At 70.8% G+C, this 22,157-nt stretch carries 11 protein-coding genes and 1 pseudogene; all 12 read left to right on the top strand.

Going from position 1 to position 22,157, the window contains the following annotated elements:
- The first annotated feature begins 827 nt into the window (after positions 1 to 827).
- The 12 genes and pseudogenes from AB0435_RS19980 (at position 828) to AB0435_RS19925 (ending at position 22,138) form a co-directional block, all read left to right on the top strand.
- On the top strand, positions 828 to 1,676 hold the full coding sequence (locus tag AB0435_RS19980; protein ID WP_366427569.1) for a metallophosphoesterase: 849 nt from the start codon (positions 828 to 830) through the stop codon (positions 1,674 to 1,676).
- Positions 1,598 to 1,897: pseudogene (locus AB0435_RS19975) on the top strand (hypothetical protein); the annotation flags it as partial. The gene AB0435_RS19980 and the pseudogene AB0435_RS19975, both read left to right, overlap by 79 nt.
- Before the next feature lie 78 nt (positions 1,898 to 1,975).
- The gene (locus AB0435_RS19970; protein ID WP_366427571.1) at positions 1,976 to 2,404 is read left to right on the top strand and encodes a 4'-phosphopantetheinyl transferase superfamily protein; all 429 of its coding nucleotides are present in this window, start codon (positions 1,976 to 1,978) and stop codon (positions 2,402 to 2,404) included.
- Between the two features lie 202 nt (positions 2,405 to 2,606).
- The gene (locus AB0435_RS19965; protein ID WP_366427568.1) at positions 2,607 to 3,272 is read left to right on the top strand and encodes a helix-turn-helix domain-containing protein; all 666 of its coding nucleotides are present in this window, start codon (positions 2,607 to 2,609) and stop codon (positions 3,270 to 3,272) included.
- An 80-nt stretch (positions 3,273 to 3,352) separates the two neighbouring features.
- On the top strand, positions 3,353 to 6,448 hold the full coding sequence (locus AB0435_RS19960; protein ID WP_366427567.1) for an amino acid adenylation domain-containing protein: 3,096 nt from the start codon (positions 3,353 to 3,355) through the stop codon (positions 6,446 to 6,448).
- A gap of 355 nt (positions 6,449 to 6,803) precedes the next feature.
- Positions 6,804 to 13,547: an SDR family NAD(P)-dependent oxidoreductase gene (locus AB0435_RS19955; RefSeq protein ID WP_366427566.1), complete on the top strand. Its 6,744-nt coding sequence runs from the start codon at positions 6,804 to 6,806 to the stop codon at positions 13,545 to 13,547.
- 105 nt (positions 13,548 to 13,652) lie between these two features.
- Positions 13,653 to 13,865 carry an MbtH family NRPS accessory protein gene (locus AB0435_RS19950; RefSeq protein WP_366427565.1) on the top strand — a complete coding sequence of 71 codons (213 nt, stop codon included), beginning with the start codon at positions 13,653 to 13,655 and terminating at the stop codon, positions 13,863 to 13,865.
- Positions 13,862 to 14,617: an alpha/beta fold hydrolase gene (locus AB0435_RS19945; RefSeq protein WP_366427564.1), complete on the top strand. Its 756-nt coding sequence runs from the start codon at positions 13,862 to 13,864 to the stop codon at positions 14,615 to 14,617. Before AB0435_RS19950 ends, AB0435_RS19945 begins: the two co-directional genes overlap by 4 nt.
- Before the next feature lie 119 nt (positions 14,618 to 14,736).
- Complete coding sequence (locus tag AB0435_RS19940; RefSeq protein WP_366427563.1) at positions 14,737 to 18,258, top strand: amino acid adenylation domain-containing protein; 3,522 nt, start codon at positions 14,737 to 14,739, stop codon at positions 18,256 to 18,258.
- Positions 18,255 to 20,123, top strand: a complete 1,869-nt coding sequence (locus tag AB0435_RS19935; RefSeq protein WP_366427562.1) for a CocE/NonD family hydrolase — start codon at positions 18,255 to 18,257, stop codon at positions 20,121 to 20,123. Before AB0435_RS19940 ends, AB0435_RS19935 begins: the two co-directional genes overlap by 4 nt.
- Positions 20,124 to 20,165: 42 nt before the next feature.
- Positions 20,166 to 20,903, top strand: a complete 738-nt coding sequence (locus AB0435_RS19930) for a hypothetical protein (RefSeq protein ID WP_366427561.1) — start codon at positions 20,166 to 20,168, stop codon at positions 20,901 to 20,903.
- 95 nt (positions 20,904 to 20,998) lie between these two features.
- Positions 20,999 to 22,138, top strand: coding sequence for a cytochrome P450 (locus AB0435_RS19925; RefSeq protein ID WP_366427560.1), 1,140 nt, complete (start codon positions 20,999 to 21,001; stop codon positions 22,136 to 22,138).
- Positions 22,139 to 22,157: the final 19 nt, after the last annotated feature.

The raw sequence follows: 22,157 nt of genomic DNA, 5'->3' as shown, positions 1-22,157 counted from the left end.
GGAGCTTCGTTGTGTTCGTAGCGACGCCCCGACGGATCGTCACCCCGTTGTGACCAGCACTTCCGCGTGATCACCAGGACTTTGAATCAGCCCTGATGGCCGCCGGCCGCCACCGCTTCGAGATGACCGTCCGCTTCACCCTCTGGAACCAGATCACCGGCGCCGTCGACATGCCCGCCACGGCCTGAGCAGCGAGCCCTATCTGGCCCCGGCATGCCCTGACGCACCACCATTCAGGGACACCGCCGACAACGTGACAGTGCCGGTGCGATGTGTCCTTCGTGTGTCGCTCCAGTCAGCCATTGGTCATGCGCGCCGAGTGATCTATCTCACGATGTGATCCATTGCGACGCGCCCGGAATTGCTTGAAGATCCCTAAGGAATGTTCCGCAATTCCTGGTGGATCAGTGCGCGGCGTCAGATGCGGTGCATCGCAAGGCGGGGGGAGTCCGCATATTGGATGTATTCGGGCGTTCCGGCAACGCAGCGAGGTGTCGTAGCTGTCGTCGTGCGCCCACCAGGAATTACGGGACAGTCCTTATAGCGAGTGAGTCGCCGACCAAATACTTTGCGAATCGCATCGATCGAGACATGGGGGGTCATGTGTTTATGCGAGCGTACAAAATTGCTGCCGGGAAGTCGCTGGGAGAGCCTTCGGCTGACCTGCGAGGCTTGGAGTGGGTAACCGGCCCTGCGGCGCCGCTGCCATCGAGGAGTCGACCCGGCCACCGCACAGCTGGGTGATCGGGGAGGTGCTGCCGCGGATCGTGTGCAGCGCCACCCGCCCAGCAGATTCTCCGGTCTCGAAAGTTTTTGGGTGTGTACCAATGGGCGATCTTTTGGCCATCAGCGATCTGCACGTGCAGTACGAAGAAAACAAGGAGCTGCTCAGAAGGCTCCGGCCGACGTCGGAAGAAGACTGGCTCGTGGTGGCCGGTGACATCGGCGACCACAGCGACGACGTGAGATGGGGCCTCGAGGTCCTGAGCAGTAATTTCGCGCAGGTGGTCTGGGCGCCGGGAAACCACGAGCTATGGACACGCCCGGACGATCCGCTCGCATCACGCGGTGAAGAGCGGTATTGGTCCCTCGTGGAGCTCTGCAGGGGTATGGGGGTTCTCACGCCCGAGGATCCGTACTCCGTCTGGGAGACCCCGAGAGGCCCGGTCGCAATAGCCCCGCTCTTCGTTCTCTATGATTACTCGTTCAGAGCTCTCGGTATACACGACAAGGCTCAGGCGCTCGCGCTGGCAGAAGAATCGGGCATAGTATGCATGGACGAATTCTTGCTGCACCCCGATCCTCATCCAAGCCGTGAGGCGTGGTGCAGTGCGCGGCTCGCCGCATCCGAGGCGCGTCTTTCCGCTCTCCCGGAGGGCATGTCGACCGTACTCATCAATCATTTCCCGCTAATCCGCGAACCGACGCGAATGCTGCGCCATCCACAGTTCGAGTTGTGGTGCGGCACCTCGGCTACTGAGGACTGGCCGCGGAGATTCCGGGCCGCCGCCGTTGTCTATGGGCACCTGCACATACCCGGATTCATGCGCAAGGACGGGGTACCGCACTACGAGGTGTCTTTGGGATATCCGCGCGAGTGGAGGGCGCGGGCCGCGCGGCCCGCGCAGCTCGTGCCGGTCCTGTCGGGCCGGTCCGTCGATGGCGCCCCATTGTGATAAATGAGTTGGTTCCCGGCGAGGTGGCGGCCGTGCAGTGCTTCGGAGATCCGGACGTCACGCCCCCCGTGTTCGCCCAAGAGGCCGCTCTCGTCGAGCGTGCGCTGATCTCGCGGCGTGCGGAGTTCCGCACGGTGCGGGCTTGCGCTCGAGAGGCCATGGGCCAGCTGGGCTTCGCGCCGGCGCCGATCCTACATGGAGTTCAGGGCGAGCCGTTGTGGCCCGCGGGTCTCGTGGGGAGTATGGCCCACTGTGCGGGATACCGTGTTGCGGTCCTGGCCAAGGCCGAGGAATTTGCCATGATCGGGGTCGACGCGGAACCCGACGAGGCTTGCCCGGACGAAGAAATCCGAGAGCTGATCGCGGGGCCGAAGGAACTGGCCATGCTGGCCGGGCTGGCCGCGAGCCACCCGGACGTCGCCTGGGACCGACTACTGTTCAGCGCCAAGGAATGCGTGTACAAAGCGTGGTATCCGCTCGCCCGTCGTTGGCTGGGCTTCGAGCACGCCGCAGTGGTCCTGGAACCGGAAACAGGGACTTTCACCGCCCACCTGCTGGCACCCGGCCCCGTGGTGAATGACGTCAGGCTCACCGTGCTGCAGGGGCGCTGGGCCGCCCGGCACGGGCTCATCGTGACGGCGATCACCGTTCCCGCGGCGGGTAGCCGATCCGCGTCCGCCGATTCGATCGAGACCTCCGGTGATTTCCTCCGGGACGCCCGCGCGTAATGCCGAACGTCGGTCCACGCGAATTAGCTCACCTTCCCCAGATCCTACCGGACATGTACTGCGAGGTATTTTTCGAGTGAACGGCTGTCAAAATGGAGAGTGCCCCTACACCCGCGACCGAGGGGCTGACAGTGTGCGGCCCGGACTCCGCGGTATGCGTGTCTGTACGGGATGTTTCGATCGGTTTCTGCGGGATCTGAAAATGATTCCTGACCTCTACCGGGAATGCGAGAACATGCTCGCCACCACACCCAGGGATGGGCAGCGGGTTTCCGGTACCCGGTCGTTCGGAATAAAGCTCAACGCCGTCGCCCTCGAAGCGCGCGACACCCTGCGGGCCCGCCTTCGAACATGGTGCGACCTGGTGAACGCGGAACACGAGTGTGTTCCCGCCGGGCAGTCCATGGAGGGGCTGGCGGAGTTCCTCCATCAGCACGCGCGCTGGCTGTGCCATCACCCGGCGGCGGGCGACGCCATCAGCGAGATGGCCGAGACCGCCACCATGGCCCGGCGCGTCGTCAGCCCGGAGCGGGTACGGCGCTTCCGGGTGGGGGCCTGCATCGAGCACGAGTGCGGGGGATCGCTCATCGCGGTGATCCAGGCGGACGGCCGGCTGCCCAGCGAGGTCCGGTGCGACAACGACCCCGGGCACGCCTGGTCGGCGTACGAGTGGCGGGAGTTGGACCGCCGCGTGAGCGACCGGCACCAGACCGGCCTGCCGTGGCTCACCGCCAAGGACGTGGCGGAACTGTGCCGCATCTCCATGAGCAACGTCTATCGGCTCGCCTCGGAGAACGGCTGGCGGCGGCGGACGAATGGGCGCCGCGTCTACTACGCCAAGGCGGACGTGCTGGCGTCGGTCGGCTGAGTCCGCGCACGCAGCGACGCATCGAAACCGCAGGCCCGGGCCCCATGAGGTCGGGCTCCCTCCGGATGAGCGAGTGAGACATGCACGAACCACCAGAACCGATCGCCTCGGCCTCCCTCGTCGAAGCGTTCCGGAGTGCCGCGGCCGCGTACCCGGACCGCACCGCGGTCAAGTACGGCACGGCGAGCCTGACCTATGCCGAGCTCGACCGGCGGTCCACGCACCTCGCGAGGCGCCTGCCGCCCCTCCCCCGGACCTCGGAGCGTCCCGTCGGCATCCTGCTCGACCGGTCGGCCGAGATGGCGGTGGCGGCGCTCGCCGTGCTGAAGGCGGGCTCGTTCTACCTCCCGCTGGACCCCGAGGCCCCGGCCGCGCGGAACGCCGTCATCCTGGAGGACGCCGCGCCGGTGGCCGTGGTGACCTCCAGGAGTCTCGCGGAACGGGTACCGGCGGGCATCGAGTGCTGCCTGGTCGACGCCCCGCCGACCGCGCCGCCGGACGCCGTACCCCTGCCGGAGCGGATCGCACCCGCGTCACGGGCCTACGTGATCTTCACCTCGGGAACGACCGGCAGGCCCAAGGGGGTCGAGGTCACCCACCGGAACGTGCTCCGCCTGTTCTCGGAGAGCGCCCCCGTCTTCGGATTCACGGCCGAGGACGTCTGGACGGTATTCCACTCCTTCGCCTTCGACTTCTCGGTCTGGGAGATGTGGGGCGCCCTGCTCCACGGCGGCTGCGCGGTCTTCGTGCCCGCCGACGTGGCCAAGGACCCCGCGTCCTTCCACCGGCTGCTCACGCGGGAGCAGGTGACGGTGCTGAACCAGACACCTTCGGCCTTCCAGCAGCTGGTGACCGAGGACGGCCGGCACGAGGAACGCCTCCCGCTGAGGTTCGTCGTCTTCGGCGGGGAGGCGCTGCGCTTCTCCGATCTCAGGCCCTGGGCCGCCAAGTACGGTGTCGACCGGCCCGTCCTCGTCAACATGTACGGGATCACCGAGACGACCGTGCACACCTCGTACCACCGGGTGCGCCCGTCGGACCTGCACGACGGTGACAGCGTGATCGGCCGCCCGCTGCCCGACCTCGACCTCCTCCTGGTCGACGAGAACCTCCGCCGCGTCGCGCCGGGCGAGACCGGCGAGATGGTGGTCGTGGGTCCCGGCGTGGCCCGGGGCTACCTCGGGCGGCCCGATCTCACGGCGGTGCGCTTCGTCACCGTCGAGGACTCCTCGGGCCGGCCGGTCCGGGGCTACCGTTCGGGCGATCTCGCCCGGCTGCGCCCCGACGGGCTGCTGGTGTACCTGGGCCGCGCCGACAGCCAGGTGAAGATCCGAGGCTTCCGGATCGAACTGGGTGAGGTCGAGGCGGCCCTCGCCGGCCATCCCGCCGTGCGCCACGCGGCGGCCACCGTACGGGAATCCGCCACCGGGGGAGCCACCCTGGTGGGCCACGTGGTCCCGGAGCCGGGCGCCGAGCCGGACGTCGCGGAGATCCGCGCGCACCTCGCCGACGTGCTGCCGCACTACATGATCCCCTCCGCGATCGGCCTGCTGGAGGCCATGCCGCTGACCGGCAACGGCAAACTGGACCGGTCCGCCCTGCCGGACGTGGTGGTGACACCCGGCCGGTCCGCTCCGGCGCCGCGGTCGGCCGCGGAGGCGGAGCTCTGCGCGCTCTTCGCCGAACTCCTCGAACAGGAGGAAGTGGGCCCGCAGGACGACTTCTTCGAGCTGGGCGGGCACTCCCTGCTGGCCATCGGCCTCCAGAACCGCGTACGGGCCGTCTTCCAGAACGGCCACGCAGAGCCCCTGCCGCTCTCCCAGGTCTACCGGAGTTCCACCCCCGCGGGCATCGCCCGATGGCTCGAACAGGCGGGCCACGAGCTCCGTGCCGCGGATGTCCGGCCCGAGGGCGGCCCCGTACCGTTGAACCCGCAGCAGAGCGACATGCTGATGCGTCATGTCTTCGCCCCGGACGACCTCGTGCACCACTGCACGATGGGCTGGCGGGCGGACGGCGAAGTGGACGCGGAGGCGCTGGCCCGAGCCGTCGAACACGTCCACCGCCGGCACGAGGCCCTGCGCTCCTCCTACCGATTCGACGCGGAGCCCGGCCCGGCCGCGGTCCCGCTCGACGGTGCGCCGCCCCGGCCCGCGGTGCTGTGGGCACCCGACCCCGAGGAGGCCCACACCCTCCTGAGGCAGGCGCTGGGCCGGCCCTTCCGGCTGGAGGAGGGCGAGATCTGGCGGGTGGTCATGGTGACCGTCGGACCCGGCGCGTCCCACCTCATCGGTCTCGCCGTGCACCACGTGGCCTTCGACGGCTGGTCCGAGTCCATCCTGACGGAGGAACTCGCCGACGCCTACAACGCGTCGAGGCTCGGCCCCGTCCCCCCGGGAGAGCCGGGGCCGACACTGCGGGAGGTGGCGGCCGCCCAGCGGGCCCGCCTCACGTCCGGGACCCTGGAGCAGCAGCGCGCGTACTGGCGCGGCGAACTCACCGGTGTCCCCAGCCTGACGGTTCCCGAACCCCCTGCCGGCCGGCCGGCCGACGGAGGACCGGAATGCCAGGTCTTCCCCCTGCCGGAGAAGACGCTCGCACGTGTGGAGGAGCGTGCGGCCGCACTGGGCGTGACGCCCTTCGTCCTCCTCCTCACGGCCTACGGCGCGGCGCTGGCGGAGGTGTCGGGTGACGAGGACATCGCCGTCGGTACTCCGTACGCCCTGCGCGGCGACGAGCGGCTGGACCGCGCGGTGTCCTGCCTCGTCGACGTGCTGTGCATCCGGATGCGGTTCTCCGGGGAGGGGGCGGGAAGGATCGATCCGGCACGCGTCGCGGACACGGTCCGCCGCGCCTTCGCCGCCCAGGACATCCCGTTCAGTGAGGTCGTCCGGCTGGTCAACCCGCCCCGGGGGCCGCGCGCGCCGCTGTTCCAGAACATGTTCGCGCTGCAGAACAACGCTCCGGCGGAACTGGAACTCGCGGGGGCGGCGACCGAGTTCTTCCGTCCGGCGCCCTTCGGCCTGCCGACGGAACTCGTCGCCGAGGTGCGCCCGCACGAACGCGGTGGACCCCGGCTGACCGTCAGCTACCGGCCCCATCAGGTTCCCGGCTCCTTCGCCGCGGAGCTGGGCGCACGTTTCCTGGCACTCCTGGAGGACGTGGCCGCGCCCTGACGGTCCGTACTGCCGCAGGCCGTTCCCTTCCGGCCTGCGGCAGGTCCGCGGAGACCGCGAGAGGATCCCTCTTGACACGGTCGGGATCGGCTAAGAATATGTATCTCATAGTGGCTGAGCTGCGCGCTTCGGCCCGGGTGTGACGCATATCCGCAGTGAGTCGGATCTCCTGTCGGCGCGTACTCCCTTCTCTCTTTTCCTGATTCGGACCGCCTCCGCTCCGCGCTCGGCCGACCGCTCCTCGCGGCCGCCCCTGAGCGGGAGCCGCCGCTGCCGCCTTCCCCTCGTGGTGCGGCGTCGCGAAGCAGCGTGGTCCTGCGACAGATTGGGCAAGCCGGTGGAAGACGCTAGCGCGATGCAGGAATTCGGCTGCGACGTGGCCATCATCGGTGTCGCCGGACGCTTCCCCGGTGCCCCCGACCTGGACCGGTTCTGGCACAACCTGCGCAACGGCGTGGAGTCCATCAGCTTCTTCGACGACGACGAACTGATCTCCGCCGGTGTCCCCGTCGAGGAGTTCTCCCAGGCGGACTACGTCAAGGCCGGAGCCCGCACCGAGGGGATCGACCTCTTCGACGCCGAGTTCTTCGGCTACACGCCGCGCGAGGCCACCATCATGGACCCGCAGCACCGGGTCTTCCTCGAGACGGCGTGGGAGGCCCTGGAGAACGCCGGGTACAGCCCGCGCCGGATCGACACCACCGTCGGCGTGTTCGGCGGGGCCGGCACCAGCGCCTACCTGCCCCATGTCTTCGCCAACCTCGCGGACGGCGCCGCGATCGGTGCCTCCAACGTAGGACTGGGCAACGAGCTGGGCTTCCTGACCACCCGTGTCTCCTACAAGCTCGACCTCCAGGGGCCGAGCATCCCCGTGCACACCGCCTGTTCCAGCTCACTGGTCGCGGTCCACCTCGCGTGCCAGAGCCTGCTCAACCACGAATCGGGTATGGCGCTCGCGGGCGGAGTGGCGTTCAAGGTCAGCCCGCAGAAGGGGTACCGGTTCCAGGAGAGCGGCATCATGTCGCCGGACGGGCACTGCCGTCCCTTCGACGCCGACAGCCGCGGCACGGTCTTCAACAACGGCGTGGGCGTCGTCCTCCTCAAGCGGCTGGCCGACGCGCTGGCCGACAACGACACGGTCCACGCCGTGATCAAGGGCACGGCGGTCAACAACGACGGCGCCACGAAGGCGAGTTTCTCCGCACCGGCCGTGGCGGGTCAGTCCTCCGTCGTGCTGGAGGCACTGGACGTCGCGGGCGTCGAAGCCGACAGCATCAGCTACGTGGAGGCGCACGGCAGCGGTACGCAGATCGGCGACTCCATCGAGATCGAGGCACTGACCAGGGCGTTCTTCCAGAGCACCGAGCGTACGGGCTACTGCGCCATCGGCTCCGTCAAGTCCAACGTCGGCCACCTGGACGCGGCCTCGGGCATGGCGGGCCTCCTCAAGACCACGCTGTCGCTGCGGCACGGCATGCTCCCCCCGACCCTGCACTTCGACCGGCCCAACCCGCAGATCGACTTCGACCGGTCGCCGTTCCACGTCCAGCGCGACCTGACCTTGTGGGAGTCGCCCGACGGACCGCGCAGGGCGGGCGTGAGCGCGTTCGGGTTCGGCGGCACCAACGCCCACCTGGTGCTGGAGGAGGCACCGGATCGACCGGTCACCGAGCCGGCGCGCCCCTCGCAGCTCCTCGTGCTCTCGGCCCGTACACCCGAGGCGCTGGAACGGGTGACCGACCGCCTGGCGGAGCACCTGCGCCGGGAGCCTCAGGCGCTCGTCGACGTGGCCTTCACCCTGGCGCAGGGGCGCGAGGAGTTCAGGCACCGCCGGACCGTGGTCGCCTCGTCCCCGCAGGAGGCGGCCCGGGCGCTGGAGGACCGTGACCCCGCCGCGGTGGCGACCGGGACGGCGCACCGCAGCTCCGCGCGGGTGGCGATGCTGTTCACCGGCCAGGGGGCCCAGCATCCGGGGATGGCCCGTGAACTCTACGAGCGGGAACCGGAGTTCCGGGCGGCGGTGGACCGCTGCGCGGAAGGGCTGCGCGACGTGCTCGGCATGGACATACGGGACCTGCTGCTCTGCCCGCCGGACGACGCGGACGCCGCCGAGCTCCTGACCAGGACCGAGTTCGCCCAGCCCGCCCTCTTCACCGTCGAGTACGCGCTGGCCGTGCTGTGGGCCTCGTGGGGAGTGACTCCGACCGCGATGGCCGGGCACAGCCTCGGCGAATACGTCGCCGCCTGCCTGGCCGGGGTCTTCACCCCCGGCGACGCCCTCCGGCTGGTCGCCCTGCGGGGCAGGCTGATGCAGGAGCAGGCCCCCGGAGCCATGCTGAGCGTCTCGGCCGCGCGGAACACCGTCGAGGCACGGCTGCCCGAAGGACTGACCCTGGCCGCGCACAACGGACCGGCCGACTGCGTGGTCGCGGGAGCGGCCGGCCCGGTGGCTGAATTCGCCGCCGCCCTGACGGCCGACGGGATCGGCGCGCGGCCCGTGGCGACCTCGCACGCCTTCCACACCCCGCTGATGGCGCCCATGGTCGAGGAGTTCGTCAAGGCGGTCGCGGAGGTCTCCCTGACCGCCCCGCACCTCCCCTTCGTCTCCAACGTCACCGGGGACTGGATCACCGACGAGGAGGCGACCGACCCCGCCTACTGGGGGGCCCACGTACTGTCCACCGTCGAGTTCGCCCAGGGGATCGAGACCCTGGCGGCCGACGACCGCCTGGTGTTCCTCGAGGCCGGCCCCGGCCAGACGCTGCGCAGCCTCGTCACGCGCCAGCTTGCCGAGGGCGGGGCGCGCGTGGTCGTCGCATCCCTGCCGCACGCCCGTGACGTCCGCGGGCAGCTGGCATCCGTACAGCGAGCCCTCGGACTGTTGTGGCAGGCCGGCGTGGACCCGGACTGGTCCGCGTACCACCGCGAGGAGAACCCCGGGCGGGTGGCCCTGCCCACCTACCCCTTCGAACGCCGCCGGTACTGGCTCGACCCCGCGCCCGCCTCGGCGCCGTCCGCCCCGGCCGGTCCCGCACCCCATGCCCTGCTGGACGAACTACTGCTCCACACGGTCGACGAGGTCGTGTTCCGCACCGAGTTCGACCTTGAACGGCACTGGGTGCTCAGCGAGCACCGGATGCTCGCGGAGACCATTGTCCCGGGCACGACCTATCTGGAGATGGCCCGCGCGGCGGGATCGGCGCTCTTCGGCTCGCCGGTGACGGTGATCAGCGAGGTCGAGTTCCAGGTCCCGCTCCTGGTGACGGCGGACCGGCCGCGCGTGGCGCACACGATCGTGCGGGCCGGTGAGGAGGGCGGAGCCGAGTTCCGGGTCGTGAGCCACGACCCCGACGCGGCCGTGGGCCGGCAGTGGACCCTGCATGTACGGGGCCGTGTGGCCGCGGACCCGCAGCAGGCGCCCGCGGGAACGGATCCCGCGGAGTCCGCCGCCCGCTGCCGGCTCGCCACCATGGACGGCGCCTCCCTCCAGGCCGGACACCGCGTGATGGAGTTCGGCAGCCGCTGGCAGGAGAGCCTGCGCACGGTCGACGTAGGGGTTCGGTGCGCCCTGGGAACGATGGCCCTGCCCACCCGCTTCCGGGAGGAGACGGCCGACTACGTGCTGCATCCCGCGCTGTTGGACCTCGCCACCGGATTCCACCGGTGGGCCATGTTCGACGGGGAGGACGAGCAGCGCGAGACGAACGGCGACTTCTACCTGCCCCTGGCCTACGACCGGCTGGTGGTGCACGCCCCGATGCCGGCCACGTGCGTCAGCGTGATCGAACCAGACCCGCGCTTCCAGCAGAGCGGCGAGATCCGCAAGGTCGACGTGACGGTCCACGACCCCGCCGGTGCCGTTGTCCTGGAGATCAAGGGGTTCACCGCGAAGCGGGTCAACAGCCCGCGACGGACCATCGACAGTGCCCGGGGTTCGGTCGTGCACCACACGTTGAACTGGGTGCGTGCGGACCGTGAACGGGAGGGACGCCGCGACGTCCGCACGGCGCTGGTCGTCGGTGCCGGGTCGCCGCTGCTCGAAGCGACGGCGGCAGGACTGCGCGCGGCCGGCGTTACCGTCGGGACGGCCCCCGCGGCCACGGACTGGGCTTCCTGGCCGGATCCCCTTCCGCCGGAGATCGTCTACGTGGCCGGGGACGCGGCGGAGGGCGACGGCACACGGGGGCAGGAGAGGCTGCTCGACGAGGGCGTCATGGGGTTGCTCGAACTCGCCCGTGCCCTGGCCGGGGCGGGCACCGGTCCCCACCGGATCACGGTCGTCGCCCAGCACGTGCACCACGTCACAGGGGACGAGACCCGTCTTGTCCCAGCCCACTCCGCGCTCTTCGGACTGGCCAAGGTCATCGGCCAGGAGCACCAGGAGATCAGCTGCCGGTGCCTGGACGTGGGTGACGACCTGGCGTCCGCGGCCTGGGCAGAGGAGATCCTCTGCCCCGACCTCCTCGGCCAGATCGCCCTTCGGGGGACGGCCCGCTACGCAGCGGAACTGGCTGCCGTGGATCTGGCCGAGGCCGCCCCTGAGCACGAGACGTCCGCCGGCGAAGTGCACCTGATCACCGGAGGAATGGGCGGTCTCGGGCTGGAAGTGGCCCGGTCGATCAACCTGCGGCGGCCGGGGGCGGGAATCGCGCTGGTCGGCAGGAGCACGATGCCCGCGCGGGCCGCGTGGGACGAGGTCCTGAGCGGGGGCGGTCGCGGCGCCGCCCGGATTGCCCTGATCCAGGAGATGGAAGCGAATGGCACCCGCGTCGTGTGCCTCCAGGGCGATGTCACGGACGCGCGGGACATGGCGCGTGTCGTCGCGGCCGTCAGGGCCGAGCTCGGCGCCGTCACCCACGTGGTCCACGCGGCGGGAACCGCGGGCGAGGGCTTTCTCCTGCGCAAGCCGGCACAGACCTTCCGCGCCACCCTCGCCCCCAAGGCGGACGGCGCGGTGGCGCTCCACGAGGCGACCCTCGCCGACCGGCCCGTGATGGTGCTGTTCAGCTCCACCACGGCGCTGTTCGGGTCCGCTGGCCAGAGCGACTACACCGCGGCCAACCAGTACCTCGACGGATTCGCCGCCTGGCGGAACAAGGCGGGCCTGAGCACCTTCACGGTGAACTGGACCGACTGGATCGGCACGGGTATGGCCGCGGACCACGGCGTACGGCAGGACCAGGGGTTCTTCCGGTCCGTCGGGATCGAGGAGGGCATCGCCAGCTACGAGGCGATCCTCCGGGGACGGGTCACGCAGGTGATCGTCGGCGAGATCAACTACGGCATGCTGGGTTCCCTCGATCCGGCGGCACTGCGGGCACGGATGGCGACGGCGCCCCTGCGGCTCGCCGAGTCCATCCAGCGGACGGTGTCCGTCCGCTCCGCGGCCGCCGGTCCCGCCGTGCCCCCGCCGCCCGGCATGGTGTCCGTGCGGCTCACGGGGCGCGCGGACGGTGAGTACACCGAGCTCGAACGCACCCTGGCCGGCCTGTGGGCGGCCGAGTTCGGCGTCTCCGACATCAATGTCTTCGCCAGCCTGTTCGACCTGGGCGGGGACTCGCTGCTCGCCCTGCGACTGGCCAACAGCCTGCAGAAGGCGCTCGGCGTCAAGCTGACGATCGCCGACCTGTTCGCCCACCTGACCGTCGCGGATCTCGCCGCGTACCTGGCTCCGGAGGAGGCGGCAGTCGGGGAGGAACCGGCGGAGGGCTCCGCGGACGTGGCCCCGACGGGGCAGGACCCCGCTGACGAGACGGGGTTCGAGCTGTGGAACGGCCAGCAGGGCATGTGGCTGCAGCACCAGCTCGGCGAAGGCCGGGCCGAGTTGAACCTGCCGGTGTGGCACCACGTTCGCGAGGCGGTGGACGTCACTGCCTTCCGTGAGGCCGTCGGGTTCCTGGTCGGGCGTCATGACGCCCTGCGCCTGTCCCTCCAGGACACCGAGCACGGTCCGCGCCAGCGGGTGCTGCCCCGGCACGACCTCGACGTGCCCCTGGTGGACGTGAGCGGAGCGGAAAACCCGGAGGAGGAGAGCGCGCGCCTCATCTACGCCGACAACGCGGCCCCCTTCGACGACCTCTCGGTGCCGCCCGTGCGGGCGAAGCTCTACAAGCTGGCGGAGGACCATTACTGCGCCTACCTCAACGTGCACCACATCGTGGCCGACGGGACCAGCATGGGGAACCTGCTCCGTGAGCTGCTGGTGGCCTACCGCGCCCGGGTTGAGCGGCGGACGCCCGAACTGGAGCCACTGACGCTGTCGTTCGGCGACTTCGTCCGGGACCGCCAGAAGTGGCTTTCGGGCCCGGAGAGCGCGGCGATGGAGACCTACTGGACCGACGAACTCAAGGGGCCCCTTCCCCGGTTGAGGATCGGGGACCACGACGCGCACGCGGTGGAGGTCGTCAACGACACGCTGGACTTCGAGATCGGCCCGGACCTGGCGACGGCCGTGGCCGAACTGGCCAGGGGGCTCGACGCGACCGTCCACGTGGTGCTCCTCAGCGCATTCGTGGTCGCGCTGCACGACATCGGTTCCGACGAGGACATCGTGATGTGCGTGCCGTTCTCGGGTAGGGACACCAAGGAGATGGAGGGGATGGTCGGCGCGTTCGTGAACCCGCTGTCCGTGCGCATCGGGCTGACCCCCTCCGACTCCTTCGGTGACGTGGTCTGGCGCGCCCAGCGCAAGAGCGTGGCCTCGTACGCGAACAGCCGGTACCCCTTCACCCGCCTCCTGGAGCGGCTCGACGCCCCGGCGCGGCCGGGACAGAACCCGGTGTTCTCCAGCGCGTTCCAGTTCACCGACTTCCTGCCGCCCGCCTACCAGACCTCGCAGCTTGACGTCTGCCTGTACGGGAAGCCGGACGGGGACGCCCTCAGCCTGCGCTTCAACTACAACGCCGGCCGTCTGTCGAAGAGCGAGATCGTCGACATCCGGGCCACCTTCCTCGCAGCCCTGAGCCAGGCCGTGCGCGATGCGCGGGTGAGTCTGGAATCCCTCGGCGAACCGCTGCGCGAGGCACGGAAGGCGACACGGACGACATCCGCGGGGGGCCGCAGGCCGGGCGGCCTGCGAGCGTCGCGCCCGCGCCGCTGAGGAGCGGTACCCGGCGGCCCCGCGCAGGCCCCGCGCGGCACATCGCGTGTGCAGACAAGAGTTCGATGCCCGGTGGACCCGGGTCGGTCCAGGAGGAAATGACAGATGGACGAGCACGACGAGGACGAGTACACCGTGCTGGTGAACGCCGAGGAGCAGTACTCGATCTGGCGGACGGCCCTGGCACTGCCCGAGGGCTGGCGGGAAGTCGGCAAACGGGGCGGGAAGGGCGACTGCCTCGCGTACGTGGACGAGACATGGACCGATCTGCGGCCCCTGACCCTGCGCCGGCGGATGGCCGGGGGGACGGCCTCGTGAGCGAGCTGGTCAGGCCGCTCGTCAGCCGCCCCCACGCGACCCAGAGGCTGTTCTGCTTCCCCTACGCCGGCGGTGGCATCTCGGTGTTCCGCGGATGGGCTGCCTCACTTCCGGACGAGGTCGAGCCGTGGGCGATCCAGCTGCCCGGCCGTGAGGACCGCATCGGCACGCCTCCCTTCCAACGCATGAGTGACGTCCTCAACGCGCTGGTATCGGCGATCATCCCCCGGCTCGACCGTCCGTTCGCCTTCTTCGGGCACAGCATGGGAGCGGTCGTCGCGCTGGAGCTGGCGCGCACCCTGGGCCGCCTGGAATCAGGATCGCCGGAGTGGCTCCTCGTATCGGGCCGGGTGCCTCCCCAGGCGATGGAGGCGGCGGATCCGCCGCTGCACCAGCGGTCCGACGCGGAACTCGTCGAGCTGCTCCGCGGCTGGCGGGCCACCCCCGAGGCCGTACTGGCGGACCGCGAGCTGATGGCGCTGCTCCTTCCCGTGGTCCGTGCGGACCTCGCCGTCATCGAGACCCACATGTTCACCGGCGGCGCGCCGCTCGGCTGTCCGGTCACCGCGTTCGGCGGTACCGAGGACAACGCCGCCCCCTCGGTTCTGGAGCGGTGGGGCGAACTGACGGACAACCGGTTCGACCTGCGCATGTTCCCGGGGGGCCACTTCTTCGTGAACTCGGCCCGGGAGGCCGTGGTCGCCGCGGTGGCCGAGAGGCTCGCCCGGGCCGCCGCTGCGCGCGTCGGCTGACGCCACGGGGCCCGCGGATCCTCCGCGGGCCCCGTGGCCCGCATTCGCGCATCGCCCTGGCGATTCCTCGCCATGCGGCATTCCGTGCCTTCCTGACTGATGGAACTTGGTGGAACGACATGACTCTGCAGACCGGGCCCGAACCGAACGACGGCCGGCCAGTCCCCTCCGTGGTGGATGTCGTCTCGACGACGTGGGCCGCTGTCCTGCGGACCGGGACCCTGGAGCCGGACGCCAACTTCTTCGCACTGGGCGGAAACTCGCTCCAGGGAGCCCGGGTGATCAGCAGGCTCCGTGAGGAGCTCGGCGTCCAGATCCCCCTCTCCGTCCTCTTCGAGCACCAGACGGTGGGTGAACTCGCCGAGGCCGTCGAGGCCCTCGGGACGCCGGCCTCCGCCGCCACGCCGACCGTCGAGCCCCTGGAGCAGCGGGCCGACGGGGTGTTCCACGCCCCGACATCCTTCGTGCAGCAGCGGATGTGGGTGGAGGAGCACATCCAGGGGCCCAGCTCCCGGTACAGCATCCCCTCGGCAACCGAGATCGAGGGACCGCTCGACGTGGCGGCCCTGGCAGGGGCCGTCCGGGCGCTGGTGCAGCGGCACGAGGTCTTCCGTACCACCATCCGCGCCGTGGACGGCGTTCCCCAGCAGGTCGTGGCACCGGACGCGGACGTGGCCCTGCACACCGTCGACCTGAGCGCGGAGCCGGCGGACCGGCGTGAGCAGATCCTGCTGGACCGGCTGGCCGCGTCCGCCCGGCATCCCTTCGACATCGAGCGCGGTCCCCTGCTCCGGGTGGAGCTCTACCGGCTGGAGGAGGACTGGCACGTCCTCCTGATCAACCTGCACCACATCATCACGGACGTCCGCTCCTTCGAGCTCGCCGTCTCCGAGCTGCTCAGCCTGTACGCGCGGAAGGGCGACCCGTCAGCCGGGGCGGGGCAGCCGTCGGTGCAGTACGCGGACTACGCCGCGTGGCAGCGCCGCACCATCGGCGACGCCGCGGTGGACGACCAGCTGGAGTACTGGAAACAGCAGCTGCGGGCACCGCTGCCGGTCCTCGACCTGCCCACCGACAGGCCCTACCGGGACACCTCCTCAGGACGGGGCGCCGCGGTGACGGTCGAGCTGCCGCGGGCGGTCTCGCGCCGCCTGCGGGAGCTGTCCAGGGAACACGACAGCACTCCCTTCATGACCCTGCTCGCGCTGCTCAACGTCCTGATGCACCGGTACAGCGGCCAGAGCGACATCGTGATCGGCACACCGAGCGCCAACCGCGATCTGCCCGAGCTGGAAGGGATGCTCGGATGCTTCCTGAACACACTCGCGATCCGCAGTGACCTGTCCGGTGACCCGACTCTGACGGAGCTCCTCCACCGGGTGCGTGAGGCGGCCCTGGCCGCGTACGCCCACCAGGACGTGCCGTACGAGCGGGTGGTCAACGCCGTCACCGTGGACCGGTCCGCCCGCCAGGGCCTGTTCCGCGTGATGCTGGCCTTCCAGCACGAGATCCCGGCCCCGGACCTGCCCGGTATCACGGTGAGCGACGTGGACCTCGGCCTCGAAGCGGTGAAGTTCGACCTGGTGTTCGCCGTGACGGAGACCGAGTTCACCTACCGGGTGTCCCTGGAGTACGACAGCGACCTCTTCGTCGAGGACACGGCCTGGCGCATCCTGGACCACCTGGGCGTCCTGGCCGCCGACGCCGTGGCGGACCCCGGGAAGCGGGTCTCGGAGCTCACCGTGCTGCCGGAGGAGGAGCGGCGCCGGATCGCGAAGTGGTCGGCCTCGTCCCACGGCCCCTACGCCACCGACCTGTTCCTGCACCGCCTCTTCGAGGAGCAGGCGCGCAGGACGCCCGACGAGCCGGCCGTGGAGAGCGGCACGGACGTGCTGACCTACCGGGAGCTGGACGCCCTCGCCGACCGGCTGGCGGCCGGGCTCGCGGACCGCGGCATCGGCACCGACGACCTCGTCGGACTGTGCGCGGAGCCCTCCCTGGAACTGATGGTCGGCATCCTTGGCATCATCAAGGCGGGGGCCGGATACGTACCGCTCGACCCCATCGCCCCGGCCGACCGCATGGCGTACGTCGTGGCCGACAGCGGTATGAAGGTCCTGGTCGCCACTCCCACGCTGCGGGACCAGCTGCCAGCCGAGGTCGTCGCCGCTGTGGAGGTGACGACCGTGGACGTGAAGGCGCCCGCGCCGCACGGGACCGTGCCGGACTCGCGCCGGCAGCCCCCCGTCGAGGTCGACTCCGCGCAGCTCGTCTACCTCATGTACACATCCGGCACCACCGGCCGGCCCAAGGGCGTCGGCCTTCCGCACCGGGCGATCACGCCGTGGATCCAGTGGGCGCAGGACATCCGGCCGATCGGCCCGGGCGTCCGCGTGGTGCACAACCTCTTCTACCACTTCGACTGGTCGGTCGAGCAGATGTTCCACGCCCTGACGGGCGGCGCGTGCCTCGTCATGCTGCCCGGCGAGCTGCGGGCCGACCCGGCCGCCACCGCGCGGTTCATCGACGAGCGCGCGATCAACATGCTCTACCTAACCCCGACCCAGATGCGCGGTATCGCGGACATCGGCATAGCGATGCCCTCCCTCCGGCACGTGTCCATGGGCGGCGAGAACCTGGACGCCGAACTGGTCGCACGGACCCGGAAGGTGGTGTCCGGGGACTGCGAGATCTGGAACGAGTACGGACCGACGGAGACGGCCGGCGCCGCGCTGGTCGGCCGCATGGGCGACGAGCCCCTGGAGCGCACCTCCATGCCCCTCGGCGAGCTGATCGCCAACGCCACCTGCGCGGTGGTGGACCGCTGGGAGAACCCCCAGCCGATCGGCGTCCCGGGCGAGCTGTGGATCGGCGGTGACGGGGTGGCACGGGGATACCGCAACCTGCCCGGCCTGACCGCGGAGCGCTTCACCGCCGACCCCGCGGCCCCCGGGCGCCGGCTGTACCGCACCGGCGACCTCGTGAGGTGGCTGCCGAACGGGGAGATGGAGTTCCTCGGACGCGTCGACAGCCAGGTGAAGATCCGCGGTGTGCGCGTCGAGCTAGAGGAGATCGAGTCGGTGCTGCGCGCCCATCCCGATGTCGCGAACGCGGTCGTCGTACTGGAGCCCGATCAGCGTCTCGTCGCCTATCTGGAGTCCGCCCCCGGAGCGCGCTTCGACGAGGCCTCGGTACGCGCCCACATGGCTCCGAAGCTGCCCATCGTCATGCAGCCCTCGGTCCTCGTCCCGCTGGAGTCGATACCCTCCTCGGCGACGGGCAAGGTCGATCGCTCCCGGCTGCCGCGGCCCGCCGCGGCACCGGCCCCGGCGCGACCCGCGGCCGTGCCGCCGTCCACCGCGATGGAGCACCTGGTCGCGGAGGTGTGGACGGAGGTCCTGCGACAGGACGTCCGTGGCGTCGAAGCCGACTTCTTCGAGATCGGGGGCGATTCCTTCTCCCTGCTCTCCGTCGTCAACGCCCTCCGCAAGGAGCTCGCCCTCGACATCCCGGTGCGTGCCGTCGTCGACAGCCCGACGGTCGCCGGTCTCGCCGCCTACCTCGAATCCCTGCGCTGGGCGCTCGGGTCCCAGGTGGCGGCCGTCGACACCGGCGGCGAGCGCGAGGTGGGCGAGCTGTGACGGCGACCGCACGAGGCGTGGTCGACCTCCTGCTGGAGACGCGCTCGCTGAACATCGTCCTGTGGACGGAGGAGGGAAGATTGCGCTTCGACGCGCCGGCCGGGGTGATGACGGACGCGATCCGCGCCGAACTGGTCGCCCGCAAGGGCGAGATCGTGGCCTTCCTGGCGGACGCCGACATCGCGGAGCGCTCGACGGTACGGATCACGATGCGCGACGGCATCCGTCTGGCCGCCGACGTGTTCCGGCCCCGGCGGCGCGGCGCGGTCGTCGAGGAGCCCCTGCCGGTGATCTGGTGCCACGAGCGGTACCGGCGCGCGGAGACCGTGGAGGGCGGTGTGCTCACCAAACTCGACTCCCAGCCCTGGCTCAAGGAGATGCTGCGGAACGAGTACGTGGTGGTCGTCGTCGACTCGCGCGGCAGCGGCGCCTCCGAGGGGACCCGGCGGATCGAGTTCAGCCACGAGGAGGCGGAGGACGCCTTCGAGGTGACCGAGTGGATCGCGGGCCGGCCCTGGTCGAACGGCCGCGTCGGCATGTACGGCCTCTCCTACTCGGGGATCAACCAGCTCCTGGCGGCGGCCACCGCACCGCCCCACCTCACGGCGATCCTGCCGCAGATGGCGATGTTCGACCTGTACGAGTTCCTCCGTCCGGGCGGTGTCTTCCGCGACGACTTCGCCCGCAACTGGAGCGACCTGGTACGGGGGCTGGACACCCGGGCAGGGGCCGCCGGTGCCGGCGAGGGCCCGGATGGTCCGGCGGGCTACCTGGCGGGCCACCAGGAGAACGCGGACGTCTTCGGCCAGGCGGCGGCGCTGGAGTTCCGCGACAGCGTCGAGCCGGTGACCGGCCTGGCTCCCTACCGGGACATCAGTCCGGCGAACGCGCGTGACGCGGTGAGCGCGTCGGGCATCCCGGTGTGCCACCTGGGCGGCTGGCACGACATCTGGGCGCGGGACACCACCCTGTGGTTCCGCAACCTGGACAACCCGCAGCGCATGGTGATCGGTCCGTGGAGCCACAACAACTGGAAGAACGAGGACCTGGCCCGCGAACACCTCCGCTGGTACGACCACTGGCTCAAGGGCGTCGACAACGGGGTCATGGCCGAGCCGCCGGTCCGGTACTTCACCATGGGTGCCGGGGCGGCGACCGGATGGAGGACGGCCGACACCTGGCCGCCGTCCGAGGCACGCCCCCGGGAGCTGTGCTTCGGCGCCGGGCCCAGCGGCACCGTCCGGTCCGTCAACGACGGAGTGCTGGTGGAGGCCGGGACGCCGGCCGAGGACGAGGGAGACGCGTACACGGTCGACTACTCCACGACCTCCGGCCGCACCACCCGCTGGTCGGACGGGTACGCGGGCGGGTTCCACTACGACCTCACCCCGAACGACCGCAAGGCCCTGACCTACACGTCGGCGGTGCTGTCCGAGGACCTGGAGGTGACGGGCCACCCCCTCGTGCATCTGTGGGTGAGCTCGACCCATCCGGACGCCGCCTTCTTCGTCCACCTCAGCGAGGTGGACGAGCGGGGGGAGACCCACTACGTGACCGAGGGCGTCCTGTGGGCCTCGTACCGGGGGAGTGCTCCGGCGCCCTTCGACAGGATGGGGCTGCCCTACCAGCCCGGGACGCGGGACGCGCTCGCGCCGCTGCCCCCGGGTGAGCCCGTCGAGCTGGTCATCGACCTGCACCCGACCTCCTACGCCTTCTCGGCGGGCAGGCGGCTGCGCGTCAGCATCACCTGTTGCGACCGGGACAACGCCCGGGTGGAGGAGATCACGCCCGCCCCCGTCATCACGGTCCACCGCGGCGCGCGCCACCCGTCCCGGGTGGTCCTGCCGGTTGTACCGAGGGCCTGACCGCTCGTCCCCCGCGCGTCGAAGCACCAGAAAGGTAAAGCCTTGCCTGCACACCAGTACCGCGTCGTGGGGGTCGAGTTCGGGAAGGAGATCCCGCCCCGCTCCTTCGCGACGCTGCTCCCGCCGCCCTGGCGGGACGACTACCACCGCATAGACCTGCTCACCCACCCGGACATCCCGCGGACCGTGCGCACCGTCGAGGAGCAGGCCGCGTACTGGGCACGCCGGCTGGGCCCGGGGCCGGGCCCGGCCGTGGTGCTGGGCTACTGCTCCGGAGCCCCGGTCGCGTCCGAGCTGGCGGCGAGGATGGGGGCGGACACCACCCTGGTCCTGGTCGACCCGGCCGCCCCCACGGCGGAAGAGGCCCAGGAACTGCTCGTCGAACTCGCCACGGGAATGGACGAGGACCTCCTCCCGGGAGAGGTGCCGGACATCCTCGGCCGCGGTCCGGCCGAGGCACTGGCCGTGATCAGTGACTTCCTGCGCTCGGTCGTCGAACGGTGTGCCCCGGACCTGCCGTCCGACATCGCCGACTCGCTCACCGAGCACCAGCGCGCCTGGCTGAGCTACACCCTGGCCGCGGGCACCCATGGCGGCGGCCCGCGGCACGCACCCGGCCACGTCCTCCTCAGCGAGGCCGCGGCCTGGGAACACACCGGCAGCACCCGGATCCACCGCTTCCCCGCCGGCGACGTGGAGCTGTTCACCTCCGAGGAGGCCACGGCGGTGATCGCCGGCGTGCTCGCCGGACCGGCCCCGCCGACGCGCTCACGCGCCTAGTCCCAGCCCACCCCTAAACCACGCAGAGGCGGCAGACCATGGAGCCCACTTGTCCCTACGGGCGGGAACAGGGAGCCATGCCGGTGGATCCGTGCATGGACTACATAGCCCTCCGGGGCACCGGGGCGATCAGGCGGGACGACGACCTGGGCGTCTGGATCGTCACGGGCTTCCGCGAGGTGTCCGAGCTGCTGCGCAGCCCGGCGCTGTCCTCGGCGTGGCCGGAATGCGGCAGGACGCGGCTGCACGGCGAACAGCCGGAGACGCAGGGCGCCCCGCGCACCGCCGACATCGTCCGGCGCTGGTTCATGTTCAACGACGCCCCGCGCCACCAGCTCCTGCGGGGCCTGATGGCGCCCCTGTTCTCGGCCGCACGGGTGGCCGGACTCCGGCCCTTCGTTGAGCGGACCGTCGGTGAACTCCTCGACGGCGTGCCGGACCGGATCGACGTGGTCGGCGGGCTGTCGGAGCCGCTGGCCGCCCGGGTGGTGTGCCGGGTGATCGGGATCCCGCAGGAGGTGGCCCCCCGGATCGCCGCCTGGGCCCTGGACATCGCGGCCCTGCTGGTGGCCGACTACCTTCCCCGGGTCGTCGAGCGGGGGACGAAGGCCCTCCAGGAGATCGAGGGCGTCGTGGCGGAGACCCTCCGTTCCTCGCGGGTACCGGCCGGGAGCGCCCTCGACGTGCTGGAGCGCGCCTACCAGGAGGGCCTGATCGAGGAAGCGGACATCGCCGCCACGGCGAGCCTGCTGGTCTTCGCCGGTTTCGACACCACTTCAACCTTCATCTGCAAGGCGGTGCGCGCCCTCGTGCACACCGGCCGGTGGAAGGACGCGCGTACGGAGCGCCTCACTCCGGTGATCGACGAGCTCCTGCGCTTCGACACGTCGGTGCAGCAGGTCGCCCGGGTCGCCGTCGCCCCCGTGGAATGCGCGGGGCACCGGATCGAGCCGGGGGACCTGGTCCTGCTCATGCTGGGTGTCGCCAACCGTGACGACGAGGTGTTCCCGGCGCCGGACACCCTGGACACCGAGCGGCGTACCGCCCGCCACCTCGCGTTCGGCTACGGCGCGCACTACTGCCTGGGCTCGGGTCTGGCCAGGCTCGAGGCCGACGCGGCGCTGACTGGCCTCGTCGAGCGCTTCGGTGAGGCCGAGCTGGCCGAACCCCCCGTCCTGCGTCCGCACTACGGCGTGACCGTGCTGGAACACCTCTGGCTGCGCGTGCGTCGCTGACCGCCGTACCGGACCAGGA

This window comes from Streptomyces sp. NPDC051173 (assembly GCF_040689515.1).
Taxonomy (GTDB): domain Bacteria; phylum Actinomycetota; class Actinomycetes; order Streptomycetales; family Streptomycetaceae; genus Streptomyces.
This window is presented reverse-complemented; position numbering and strand designations above follow the sequence as displayed.